Genomic DNA, 12,734 nt, shown 5'->3' with positions numbered 1-12,734 from the left:
ATGGTATGGGTATACGTATGGGTATAGCACAGCGCGAAACAAAAAAAGGCCTAACACGGTTAGGCCTTTACGGTATTTCTTTATTATTGGAGATAGTAAAGGTTACGCCTATTTCTTAGGTTTTCCTTCCATTATTAAGCCTAACGCATAGCGATTGTCGAAGCCTTTCCAGACTTCTGGCACTTTGCCGTCTACGGCAACTTGCCCACTATCACCCTCAACATTTAAATAGGCACAAACATCAGCTTTTCCTTTCACATGACATTCCATCATAGCTAACGCAAAGTGTTCGTTTATGTCATTCATGGTTTCTGAACGCCATGCTGGTTCTAGGTAGTGGCCAATATCGAATTCGTTTCCAAATGCTTCTTTAGGAGCGGGATGGGGTGCAATATTGTGTCTGGCATTTTTGAACGTTAGCAGTTTACTGTCTTCGTTACCTGTATTTTCAAATAACCACTGAATACCTTGGTAACCAGAAATATCATCATGATCACCAGCGACATATAGCATGGGAACGTGAATATTATTAAGTGCATCTTCTGAAAACACTTTATGTTGACCGCCCCAAGGCGCTAATGCCACCGCCGCTTTCCAGCGCACATCTACGCTGTCAGCGTCAGCATTACCACCGGCACAGGTGTTAAGTACTTTCTGTAGCGCACTGAGAACCGCAGGGTCTGTCACGCCAGTAAAGCTAGCAGTAGCTTCAGCGCCAAAGTTATAACAACCGCCAACGGTGTTAACCGCCCCAAAACCGCCCATTGAATAACCAATAAGCCCAGCGTTTTGGGTATCGACAACATCTTTAAATAACGCATGCTCACTTACCGCATTCAACGTTAACACTTGATCTCGTGAGCGGTTTAATAGCGTGCTAGGAAATCCAGCAAAGGGCGCATTGGCAAAATCGACATCTTCGTTAGTAGAGTCGGTATGATCTATCCCAGCCACAATATAACCATGAGATGCTAAATGCTCACCAAGGTAATACATTATTGTGCGATAACCCGTATAGCCGTGTGACAACACAACAACAGGGTAACTGCCTTGCGTTTCTGCCACACTGGCATCGCGAATAGCATCAGCCTGAATACTAAATTCGTTACCACTACGGGTTTGATTTTCATACGTTGTGGCCGCGCTATTGTCAGTGGTGGGGTACCAAACTTCCAGTTTCAATGCTCGGTCAACAACTTGCCCTTGTAAGGTAACTACGGGCTTTGGATAGTTAACAGTTAAGGTTTTAACGCCCACTTGATAGCCGCCTTTTTCACTAAGTTCAGGCGTAATATCACTAGGAAAATCTTGATACAGCGTCTGCGCTGAATATACCGGTGTGGCTGCTAATAATGCTGCAGTACGTAAAAGGGATAACGTTTTCATAATTCGCTAATTTTTTGTTAATTTTTGTGCATAGCATATATTAACGCCATGCTCTAAACATACAAGGCACAGCCCATTTATTAAATGAATTGTAATAAATAACACTAGTGAATTTAAACTGCGCCTTTGATAACGGATGAGGTAAACGTATAACCCAAAAGTTATTTTTTCACTCTGAATATAGCAAAACACGCAATAAGAATGAGTGCGAGGGTTGCGCAAGATGTTACCAACGGAACGGTTACACCGTTTACCAATAAAGTGCCAGCGACTAAGGCGCCTATTGCACCTGCGCCTACTTTGGCAGCAGCAACCCACATGTACGTTTGCGCCGCACTATGCGCTGGGGCAAACTCAGTTCGTGCCGCTAGGCTGGAAGTAAAGAATATGGCATTGGCTACACCACATAACCAGTAGCTCGCGGCTCCAAGAACAAAAGAAGAGCTTAAAGTTGTGGCCAGTAACGCCACCAACAGAAAGCTTCCTGCCCGTTTTAATAATGTAAGGGGCTCTTTCGATAATGGCCTAAAAATGAGCAATAGCGCACCACTTAAATTTCCTATCCCGTATGCTGTGACCAGATAAGCGCCATGATGCTCTGCATGCAGCCAATATTCACTAAGATATACTGCTAACACGGGTAAGGCTGCAATACTAAATGCTGCTCCCGATGTCATCACCATGGTGCGTATCAATGCGCTCGAGTTTTTAAACGCATAAAACACGCTTTTAAACCCTATCTCTAACGAGGCGTGAGTCTTTGGTAGTGCATGCTTTTTAGGGAAGCTTAAAATGAGTATGCCGGCTAACAGAGGTGTGAACACAAGCACACTGACAGCCACCTTCGTCGAGAATAGCGCCGACAACGAAGCAACAATAAATGGGCCCAATGTGTGCCCTACCCCATAGGTAATGGTGTCCCAGCTTTGCGCTTTTCTAAGAGATGTATTGCTTGCGCTAACTAAACTTGGTAACTGGGTGCCTAGTCCCCCCATAATAAACGAACTGCAAACACCACTTAGCAACAACGAAAACGCCAACAACCAAGCCAAATGCCTTTCAAAACTGAATATAGCCAAAAGAAAAAAGCAGGTATAACTCAACGCCGCCCCGCTAATAAGGTATTTAGGCTGCGAAACGCCATCTAACCAACGCCCGTATACCGGCCCTAACAAATGAGGCAGTGTTAAGCATGCCGCTAAAATGCCTGCCGCTTTTCCATCAAGCTCAAGGTTTCTAGCAAGCAATACGATGGCCACAATAGCGCCACCTGTTGCGGTGCGCGCGATAATGGCGGCTACAACATATTTGAGTAATGGTGAAAAACGTTCTTTATTCAATACTCTAGGTTCCGGGCTGCTCTTTAGCTCAGGGCTGCTTATTCGCTCAAGGCTGCTTATTGGCTCAGGGCTGCTCTTGGCGCTGGCATTTGCGTTAGCGTCAGAATCAGACGGGATCACGTATAACTTAATCCAATGATAGTTGCGTTAAAATCGCTTCGAGTTTTTGTTTATCTTCGGCCTGAAGGGGCTGTAGCGGATGAGGTAAACAGTTTGCTTCTGTGTAACCCAGTATTGCCGCTGCGGTGGCCATTACGCGCATACCGCCCTTATTGCGGGCGAATAAATCCCATAACGGCGTTAAGCGTTCAGATTCTGCTATTGCTGCTTGCGACGATGTTGATTGACTTGATGCAATCATGGTTTTCACCGTATTAGGGAATAAACCCCCAAGCACAGATAACCATAAATCACATCCCGCCTGCATTCCTAACGCGCCAAATTTATCACCACTCACACCAATGGCGACATGATCTGGTACTACATTTCGTAGGCTCGAAAGTCGTGCTTTCCCAGCCGCATTGCCATTGCCATCTGCATCAGTATCGGCAAAAGGCATTCCGGGAATCTTAATCGCGCCTACATTGGGAAGCTGGGTAACTTGGCTATATAGCGTGTCGCTGAAACTAAACTGGGTCACCCCGGGGTTCTCGTAAATGCATAAGGGTACTGAGATTTCAGCGGTAACCTTCTCGTATAAGGCAAGCACTTCGGCTTCGTGTAGTGGATGATAAGAGACCGGCGCGAGTAATAAGGCTCTCGCCCCTGCTCTTTGCGCTGCCTCTGCATTTTTTAATACATCATAAGTACGCAGTGAGCCAATGCCTACCATTACCGGCGTGTCGCCAGCTATTTCTACTGACGTTTCTGTTACCTTAGCTAGTTCATCTTTCGATAAATAGGGATACAAACCTGTCGATCCCATTGCACAAATTGACTCAACATTAGCCTGCTTAAGGTTACCAATAAGTTTTTCAAAAGCGCGATAATCAATTTTTTCATTATGAAAGGGCGTAAGAGGAAAAGCACACAATCCAGTGAACATGAAGGCTCCTAATGCGAAAGGCAAGACGATGTATTTAAAAGACTAACCATTTCTTTAATAAAAAGAGGCTGTAAGGGGCAAACCTTGCGGGTGCCCCATTACTTTGGTACGAGTCGAGTACTATTATTTATTTGCTGCTTTGATTTTATTTTTTGCTACTGCAAATTCAAAAAACGTTCGTATATCAAGGTCGTAAATGCGCTGCCAGTAAGTGTCTGCAAGCGCTTCGTTGTCGTTTTCTATGTGATTTAAGGCTGCAATGAATAAGGCTTCAGACTGTTCGCAACGATCATTTGCCAGTGCCATGAGTTGAGTTTCATCCATATTACCTTTGGCAAAGTTAAGCATCCCTTTTTGCCAATCGTCCAATTCGAGTTGCTCAGAGGCAAAGTTTAATAGCTCACGACTTTCTTGGCTATTACCCTGCATTCTATAGCCATACGCACCATATATTACCCCATAGATTCGAGCCTCATCAGCTTGACTATAACGACTAGCAAGATTGCCTACTTTATCCCAATTTCCCGCCGCAATATTTGCGTAAATTTGGGTAAGTAAAATCTCTGCTTTGCTATCAACATCTGTTATCTCATAGTCGATGACTTTATCGATTTTGGTATCCCATAAATACATTTCATTTAAATAACTCTGATAGCTAGGATCTAATTTAGCCGCTTTTTGTGCGGTATAGACGGCCAACGTGGTTTTATTGCTAATACGGAATAATTCCGCGAGTAAATTAAAATGAAATGGATCATTAGGAAAAGACTGCGTCAGAAGACGGCTTTCGGTAATGATATCGTCTAATGGTTTATAAGTGCCCGTATCACACATATTATTAAGTGCGTATTCCGTTTGATAAAGCACCCAGTCCGACTTTGCATCAGGATTACTATCATCTCGCTTTCGCGCCGCCTCAACAATGTAAATGGCTAATTCGAGCTGTTCCTGATCATAATAATAATAAGCTAACTCTAAAGCCCCATTCATAAAAAATGGATTGTCACGAACCGTTTGCTTTAACGCCGCTAACATTTTTTCATCTTGGGGTTGCTCGAGTAAGTATGAAACATACACCGGCGGCGCAATGTCTAATGTACTTAAAAACGGGTGCTGTGTATAAAACGCTTGCCACTTTTGTTCGTCGTACTCTTGCTCTACAAATGCCAATTGCAAATTCAATCGATAGTAGTGAAAAGCAAAATAGCGATCGTTAGGCGCTTGTTTTATGCCTTGTTGCAAATTACTTTGCAGCTTATTCAATAAGTCATAATCTGGCTCTCGGTCAAACGCTTTTAACTGGTACTCAATCAAATTACGCAATGCCTGAGAATCATTTGGGTAACGCTCAACCTGTTGCTCTAAACCGACGAGTTCAGGCGAGGCATTTGCATTCTGGGTTGAAGTAGATTCGCAGCCGCTCAGTAATATCACACAAGCAAGTAGTACAATTCGGTAAAACATCATCTAATAATCCTTTATGTACTAATACTGGTAGCCAAGAGACTCAGCACGCTCAAACGCCGCTTCAGACAGCGCGTCTTTACCATTGAAACCATGCACAATACCCAATAAATACTGCACTTCTCCATTGTCTTTATTGTTATTAGCAAGTTCGCTTACGTATTCTAACGCCTCGTCAAAGTGTCCACTATCAAGCAGGGCGCGCGAGTGCGCTATTTGCTCTTCTATAGATAACGCTTCGTGGCTTTGCGGTGATGTTGCCATGACCTTGTCGTATACGAACATACTCTCGCTGCCTTTTTGAAAGGCATCAATAGCATTAAAAAAGGCTGCGTATTCTTCAACCGGTATGGTTTGCGCATACAGTACGAATTTTGAGGTACTTATTACTTCGTTATCACTAGGCTGCGCAGTATGTGTTATTTCAAAAAATTGGTTTTGATAATTGCTGGCAGGGCCATTTTGCACTAGCTCAGCATCCGGCCATGGAGCTGGATAGGTAATAGAAAGTTCCACCGTAATGGGTATTTGTATATAAAGGTCTTGGTCGCGCTCAGATACAGGTTCCATGATGGAAAAACCGGTAAAGACTTTTAAAATTTGCGCATAATTCATGCTGTAATGAAAACGAGAAATGTCTTCAGTAATAGAGAGTAAATCTACAAAATCTCCCTCTATTTCAAAAGGTGTAGCCGAGTCTGCGGGATCCGTTGCGGTAAACGACGTTACTCGATTATCGTGAACAAATGGCGACAGAAGTTGCTCTACTACAGCGCGCTTTTCTGGCGAAAATTGATAATAATTACGAAGGTTCGTTTCTACCTGACCGTCAAAACTCATCTTCACTGATGCGTCTAATGCAGAATCATTCAGCGAATAATCAACCGCCACTTTTGCCACATTCTCTTCAGGTTGAACATGGGGAACCTTTACTAGTTCACCCGCGCTGCCGGTTACCACAAATGTACGTTTGCCCCCAAGCATGGCACTTAAGCCCGGGAAAGTGCCCGTTTGGCCACTGGTATCTAGCCAATAACTACCTTCATCCGTGGTAACGTAAGTGATCATATGGTTAAAGTTAAGTGCTGGTAAATCGTCAAATACAACACTTCCATTGTAGGTATTTACGAGTGCTGGTGATGCTTTTATACCGGCTTCGTTGAGTAGCGCCACAATAAGAGTTGTTTGGTCTTTACAGTCACCATAGGCGTTCTGCAGCACTTCTTGCGCAGTATGAGGCTGATAGCCCCCACGATTAACATGTGCACCTATATAACGAACATTTTTTTGCATGTAATCAAACACCGCTTTTACTTTATCGGTCTGGGTGTCCTGCTCACTAAACAGTTCATTCGCTAACGCGGTAACATTATCTGCTGGCATCAAGCTTGGCTTGAATAAGTCCCAGTACCAATCATCTACTGTTTTCCAATTGTTCATCGTAGAGACGTAAACGAGAGGTAGGGTTTCATCGATAGGCGGCATGCCAGACTCAATTTCTATGCCTTCTAGCTTATCCATTTTCCACACGTATTGCGTTGTACTTTCACTTTTTGTCACAAGCGGAGACAAATCCGTGTTTCGATTTTCGATATATAAATCAACGGCGTTTGGAATAGTGAGTGTGGTTAACGAGGACAGAATAGGATCGATTCTCACCCAGTTTTTTTGCGGTAAAAATTTTACGTGATTAAAGCGAATGCCTGTGAACCATTCACCATCTATAATCGCTTTCGTCTGCATTTCGTTAATTTGGTATTCGATAATATTACCGACTTTTAACTGAGGTACAGCGAACTCAATACGCTTCATATCATCAAGGTAATCGTCATTATTAGCTGACACTTCAGAGATAGCATCATCTTGCATATTGAAAATTTGACCGTCGGCAGCAATTACCCGAGCAAAATCGATACTGCTAGTGTGATAATAAGCATTGAACGAGTTAACTAATTTTGAATAGTCAGATACCGCCTCTTCGCTTGCAATATAGATAGCACGGTAATATTTGGTGGACTCTAAACGTTGCTCGTCGACCGTAATTTCGGTTCTGCGACTGAGTATTACCGCCCCGCTGTCTGCATATTCTGTAGCGTCTGTTTTGAGTGCTAATAAGGTCTCGGCATCGGGACCTATACTCGTCGTTTCTGCACTTGCGTTAGTTATCGATAAGAAGCTCAAAAAGATAACGAACACTCGGATATATATTGCCATCCCATTCTTCCTTGTTGATACAAATTCCAACCAAACGCGTGCGTTCAACTGTTTATTTTTTAAGTTATGCTGCCGTATCTTGCGTTAATTGTCGATAAGAGATTTCTTATATCAGTGCCCCTTTAAATTTGTCTGATAAATATCGCGCTTCACAACGAGCTAATTAGCTACTAATCGATTAATTTAGAACAAAAAAAAGCCCTTATAATAAGGGCTTAGTATCTATTTTTGATTTACAAAAAAGCTTTATCAGAATTTAAAACGGAATGTCGTCATCAAAGTCAAAGTCTGGCTCAGCCATTGGAGGCTGCTTAGGCTGTGACTGACCACCGCCTTGATTAGGCGCTTGTTGTTGGTAACCGCCTTGGTTTTGACCACCTTGATTTTGACCGCCTTGCTGCTGATAACCACCTTGATTCTGGCCACCTTGTTGCTGGTATCCACCTTGCTGGTTATTCTGAGGGCGTTGATAACCGCCACCCGCATTACCACCGCCACCTTCACCACCGCGACCACCAAGCATTTGCATTTGGTCTACAATGATTTCTGTAGTGTAACGGTCTTGGCCTGACTGATCTTGCCACTTACGCGTTTGCAATTTACCTTCAACGTAAATTTGAGAACCCTTTTTCAGGTATTCTCCGGCAATTTCTGCTAAGCGACGGTACATAGTAAGGCGGTGCCACTCAGTGCGTTCCTGCATTTGGCCTTGCGGATCTTTCCAGCTTTCGCTGGTAGCCAAGCTTAGGTTCGCAACGGCGTTACCGTTAGGCATGTATCGTACTTCAGGATCATTACCTAGATTTCCCACAAGTATGACCTTGTTAACGCCTTTCGTTGCCATTGGTGTCTCCTGTAACGTATTTAGTGCCTTGCTGCTCTATCACTTTGTGACAACAACAAGTGCGAAAGTTTCATCGATATTAGCCGATTAGTATATCTTATTTTGAACGGGAGAAATTAAGTTTTTTCTCTCCCGTGTGCTTTCAAATTTGAACGCTATCAAAATATTCATCGCTTGTCGGCTGAACTTTCGCATGGTTTTATCGGGCGCTTGATAGCTTAAGCGCCCAAACCATTACCAATTACTTTCTAACTCCAGCGGCTCTTTATTATCAGCAGCGCTTTACCACCAAGCGCCGTAGAAGGCGATAAGCAAACACACTACGGCGAACGCGGCAATATTAAACCCTTTCGTTGTAGCGAATTCGACCTCATCTAAATCTACCGCATTTTCATGTACACCTTTTTTCTCGGCAAGTGACACGATAATAGCCACAGACACACAAAGTAAGAACACAATTCCAACGCGGTCGATAAACGGCAGTTCAGGCCAGAATTGACGGAAGACAATACTAAGCACAAAGGAACCTAATGCCGCACACAGTCCACCGGTTGCTGTGGTCTTCTTCCAGAACATACCCAATACAAACAAGGCACAAATACCTGGCGTAAAGAAGCCCGTAAATTCTTGTATATATTGAAAGGCTTGGTCGAAATTACCCAACAATGGTTTTGCGGTAATCATGGCAATAATTAGTGATACAAAGCTCACTATACGGCCTACTTTTACATAGTGATGTTGGCTTTCATTTGGCCGTTTGTCTTTGTATAAATCCATCGTAAAAATAGTCGATACACTGTTGGTCATCGAAGCTAACGACGACACAATGGCTGCTACTAACGCGGCAAAAATAACCCCTTTCAACCCTACTGGCATCATGCTCATTAGTGATGGGTAGGCTTGATCAGGCTTTGAAAGCTCCGGCACTAATAACACTGCCGCAATGCCTGGTAACACCACAATCAATGGCATTAACAGTTTAAGGAATGCCGCAAACGCAATCCCTTTTTGGGCTTCTTGTAGGCTTTTCGCCGCCAATGTGCGCTGAATAATGTATTGGTTAAAGCCCCAGTACGACAGGTTCATTATCCACATACCACCAATGAGTACGGAAATGCCCGGCAAGTCCATATAATGCGGATTGTCTTTCGATAAAATCATATCGAATTTTTCAGGCAGCTGGTCGCTAAGGTCGATAAAGCCTTGAATGGGGCCATTACCACCACTGATTAAATTAAGCGCGGTGTAAGACAAAAACAGGCCGCCGAATATTAACAGCACCACTTGTATAATATCGGTGAGTGCCACGGCTTTTAGCCCACCGTATAACGAGTAAGCCAGCGAGAACGCACCTAGGAATATCATGCCATACACCATGTCCACACCAGCAATGGTGTTAATGGCTAAAGCGCCTAACCACAATACCGCGGTTAAGTTTACAAATACGTAAACCCCTAACCAAAATACTGCCATGACTTTACGCACTCGATGGTCGTAACGCTGCTCTAAGAACTGCGGCATGGTATATATTTTGTGCTTTAAGAAAATAGGTAAAAAGTATTTTCCTACAATAATAAGTGTGATGGCTGCCATCCACTCATAAGACGCGATGGCTAAACCTAGCTGATAGCCAGAACCTGACATACCAATAATTTGTTCTGCCGATATATTTGCTGCAATAAGCGACGCACCTATTGCCCACCAAGGCAAGCTAGAGCCGGCTAGGAAGTAGTCGTTCGTATCTTTTTCGTGCCCCTGCTTTTCCCTTGATACCCACCATGCGATGCCGATAAGCGCCACCACATAGATCACAAATACTGTGATATCTAACGATGCTAATTTCATAGTTTTTCCCAACGATTATTTTTAATTTTGCGGTGTGAATTTTTCGATGCAGGGTCGATGAAGGCTATTGGTATTATTATTAAAGTTAAAGCCCACACCATGACTTTCTTTATGACTTTGCCAAAAAGCGCATCATTAATATCACATTCTATTAACGTAGATGAACAAGAATTGTAAATTTAAGGCAAAAAAAAGCGTTGTTTTGAAATTCAAAACAACGCAAGGGGCACAAGTAATTGTTAACGGGAATCTTGTGTATTACATATAATGATTAAGCAAATGCTCCTTGAGTAGCAGTGCATACATATATATCGGCTTTGTAGCCAGTCTCGTCAAAGTACTTATCAGCAACCACTTGCTTAACCGCATCTACCGAATCGGTGGGGACTAACGCCACAACGCAGCCGCCAAAGCCACCGCCAGTCATACGAACACCACCGGTTTTACCTAGTACTTCACCAATAATTTCTACAAGGTAGTCAATGGGCGGTACGGTAATTTCAAAGTCATCGCGCATAGAAACATGCGACTCTGCCATCGCCTCGCTCACCGTAGTGATATCACCTACCTTCAATGCTTCACTTGCACTTAATGTTCGGGCATTTTCGGTAATAATATGACGAGCACGGCGATATACCACTTCAGGCATATGAGGCTTAGCGGTTTCCAGCATTTCTATCGTTGCTTCACGTAACGAAGGAACGCTTAACAACGACGCACCTTGCTCACACTGTTCACGGCGTAAGTTGTATTCGCTGTCTACCAAACCACGTTTTACATTTGAGTTGATAATCACAATTTGATGTGATGAAGGCAGCGGAGAATGTTCAATTGCCAGCGATTGGCAATCAAGTAGCATTGCATTGCCTTCGTGCCCCATGGCCGATACCAGTTGATCCATAATGCCGCATGAACAACCTACAAAGGTGTTTTCAGCTTTTTGACCAAGCAAGGCCGCTTGAACGCCATCTAAAGGTAATGCATAGAGCGCGCTAAGGGCTTTCAAAATGGCAATTTCAAAAGACGCTGACGAACTTAAGCCTGCGCCTTGTGGAACGTTGCCCGTAACGACAAGATTAGCACCAGCAAAATCAGGTAAGGCATCTTTAAGCACTTTAACCACGCCACGCACATAATTCGCCCAGCCTTGATTATCGTCATACTGAATATCGTTAAGTGAAAACTGGTTTTGTTGGTTTTCATAATCAAGCGCAGACACAACAATATCGTTGTCTTCACGTTTGGACGCAGCTACCCAAGTACCAAAGTTAATGGCGGCTGGAAACACAAATCCTTCGTTGTAGTCGGTATGTTCACCGATTAGGTTCACTCGACCCGGCGCGTGGGCAATAAGTGTAGGTTCTGTGCCGAAACAACGTGTAAATTCTGATGACAGTAACTGATTATCCATTGGTGTTCTCGCGTTTCTTATAATGCACTACAGGCAGTGCTTTTAATCGGTCTGCAGCTTGCTCGGGCGTAAGATCGCGCTGAGCTTCCGCCATCATTTCGTAGCCAACCATAAATTTACGTACACTTGCTGAGCGTAGAAGTGGCGGGAAGAAATGGGCGTGTACAGTCCATTCTGGGTGCGCTTCGTTATCGAACGGCGCACTATGCCAGCCCATTGAATAAGGGAATGACGTTTCAAATAAATTGTCGTAGCGACTGGTAACATCACCAATAATTTGCGCCAACGAGTAAGATTGCGCATCGGTTATTTTATCTAATGACTGCACGTTAAAGCGCGGAAGCAATAAGGTTTCAAATGGCCAAGCTGCCCAGTACGGTACTACTACAACCCAGTCATCGTTTTGACAAACTACTCGCTCTTGCTTTTCCACTTCTTGTTCGGCGTAATCGAGCAACATAGGGCGTTGGTTTTCTGCATAGTATTGACCTAGTTGAACCAGCTTTTTAGCTGGGTCTGAAGGTAAATGCTGCTGCGCCCAAACTTGACCGTGAGGATGCGGGTTTGAACACCCCATTGCAGCGCCTTTATTTTCAAACACCTGAACCCAGGTAAACTCTTCACCCAGCTCTTTGGTTTGTGCTTTCCAACAACTCACCACATCGGCACGTTCATCGTCGGTAAGTTCCGGCAACGTTTTGCTGTGATCAGGAGAGAAGCAGATAACACGGCTACAACCTTGCTCGGTTTCAAACTGGAACAACCCACTTTTTTCACTGGCTTGTTGAGTATCTTTTTTCAATGCGGCAAAGTCATTTTCAAAAACGAATGTGCCCGTGTAGCTTGGGTTCACTTCACCGTTTACCCGCGTATTTCCTGGGCATAAGTAGCAAGTGGGATCGTAGACAGGCTTTTGCTCGTTCGAAGGCTCTTCAGATTGTCCTTGCCAAGGGCGCTTAGCGCGATGTGGCGACACTAAAACCCATTCACCTAGTAGTGGGTTATAACGGCGATGTGGGTCGTCAGTTGGGTCGAAGGGCTTTCCCATAATTTCTCTCACTATTTATTTGGCTTTCGTTGCAATTTTGCCACACCGTCACCAAACAAACTTTGTGTGAATGGGTGTAATCAAACCAAAAGGTTAAACGTTTACCCTCAATGATATATTAAGGGCTCGCGATTATC

Annotated in this window: 9 protein-coding genes; all 9 read right to left on the bottom strand. The window is 43.9% G+C overall.

Features of this window, described 5'->3' with window-relative positions; translation table 11 throughout:
* Nucleotides 1–108 precede the first annotated feature (108 nt).
* A complete protein-coding gene (locus ALT761_RS01250; protein WP_129735785.1) occupies nucleotides 109–1,386 on the bottom strand; it encodes an alpha/beta hydrolase family protein in 1,278 nt (425 codons plus the stop codon).
* Nucleotides 1,387–1,547: 161 nt separating this feature from the next.
* Nucleotides 1,548–2,846, bottom strand: a complete 1,299-nt coding sequence (locus ALT761_RS01245; protein WP_172602833.1) for an MFS transporter — start codon at nucleotides 2,844–2,846, stop codon at nucleotides 1,548–1,550.
* A 7-nt stretch (nucleotides 2,847–2,853) separates the two neighbouring features.
* Nucleotides 2,854–3,771 carry a dihydrodipicolinate synthase family protein gene (locus ALT761_RS01240; RefSeq protein WP_129735782.1) on the bottom strand — a complete coding sequence of 306 codons (918 nt, stop codon included), beginning with the start codon at nucleotides 3,769–3,771 and terminating at the stop codon, nucleotides 2,854–2,856.
* A 123-nt stretch (nucleotides 3,772–3,894) separates the two neighbouring features.
* Nucleotides 3,895–5,238, bottom strand: a complete 1,344-nt coding sequence (locus tag ALT761_RS01235) for a tetratricopeptide repeat protein (RefSeq protein ID WP_129735780.1) — start codon at nucleotides 5,236–5,238, stop codon at nucleotides 3,895–3,897.
* Between the two features lie 18 nt (nucleotides 5,239–5,256).
* A complete protein-coding gene (locus ALT761_RS01230; protein ID WP_129735778.1) occupies nucleotides 5,257–7,449 on the bottom strand; it encodes a DUF3857 domain-containing protein in 2,193 nt (730 codons plus the stop codon).
* A gap of 256 nt (nucleotides 7,450–7,705) precedes the next feature.
* The gene (locus ALT761_RS01225; protein ID WP_129735777.1) at nucleotides 7,706–8,293 is read right to left on the bottom strand and encodes a single-stranded DNA-binding protein; all 588 of its coding nucleotides are present in this window, start codon (nucleotides 8,291–8,293) and stop codon (nucleotides 7,706–7,708) included.
* Nucleotides 8,294–8,575: 282 nt separating this feature from the next.
* Nucleotides 8,576–10,138: a sodium/sugar symporter gene (locus ALT761_RS01220; protein ID WP_129735775.1), complete on the bottom strand. Its 1,563-nt coding sequence runs from the start codon at nucleotides 10,136–10,138 to the stop codon at nucleotides 8,576–8,578.
* Nucleotides 10,139–10,409: 271 nt separating this feature from the next.
* A complete protein-coding gene (gene galK / locus ALT761_RS01215; RefSeq protein ID WP_129735773.1) occupies nucleotides 10,410–11,549 on the bottom strand; it encodes a galactokinase in 1,140 nt (379 codons plus the stop codon).
* Nucleotides 11,542–12,597, bottom strand: coding sequence for a UDP-glucose--hexose-1-phosphate uridylyltransferase (locus ALT761_RS01210; protein ID WP_129735771.1), 1,056 nt, complete (start codon nucleotides 12,595–12,597; stop codon nucleotides 11,542–11,544). Before ALT761_RS01210 ends, galK begins: the two co-directional genes overlap by 8 nt.
* Nucleotides 12,598–12,734 lie beyond the last annotated feature (137 nt).

The sequence above is a fragment of the Alteromonas sp. 76-1 genome (genome assembly GCF_900654235.1).
GTDB classification, from domain to species: Bacteria; Pseudomonadota; Gammaproteobacteria; order Enterobacterales; family Alteromonadaceae; genus Alteromonas; species Alteromonas naphthalenivorans.
This window is presented reverse-complemented; position numbering and strand designations above follow the sequence as displayed.

What these genes read in the sequence shown, in the direction of transcription:
- ALT761_RS01250 (WP_129735785.1), bottom strand. Translation starts at nt 1,386, where the DNA reads ATGAAAACGTTATCCCTTTTACGTACTGCAGCATTATTAGCAGCCACA.
- ALT761_RS01240 (WP_129735782.1), bottom strand. Translation starts at nt 3,771, where the DNA reads ATGTTCACTGGATTGTGTGCTTTTCCTCTTACGCCCTTTCATAATGAA.
- ALT761_RS01235 (WP_129735780.1), bottom strand. Translation starts at nt 5,238, where the DNA reads ATGATGTTTTACCGAATTGTACTACTTGCTTGTGTGATATTACTGAGC.
- ALT761_RS01230 (WP_129735778.1), bottom strand. Translation starts at nt 7,449, where the DNA reads ATGGCAATATATATCCGAGTGTTCGTTATCTTTTTGAGCTTCTTATCG.
- ALT761_RS01225 (WP_129735777.1), bottom strand. Translation starts at nt 8,293, where the DNA reads ATGGCAACGAAAGGCGTTAACAAGGTCATACTTGTGGGAAATCTAGGT.
- ALT761_RS01220 (WP_129735775.1), bottom strand. Translation starts at nt 10,138, where the DNA reads ATGAAATTAGCATCGTTAGATATCACAGTATTTGTGATCTATGTGGTG.
- galK (WP_129735773.1), bottom strand. Translation starts at nt 11,549, where the DNA reads ATGGATAATCAGTTACTGTCATCAGAATTTACACGTTGTTTCGGCACA.
- ALT761_RS01210 (WP_129735771.1), bottom strand. Translation starts at nt 12,597, where the DNA reads ATGGGAAAGCCCTTCGACCCAACTGACGACCCACATCGCCGTTATAAC.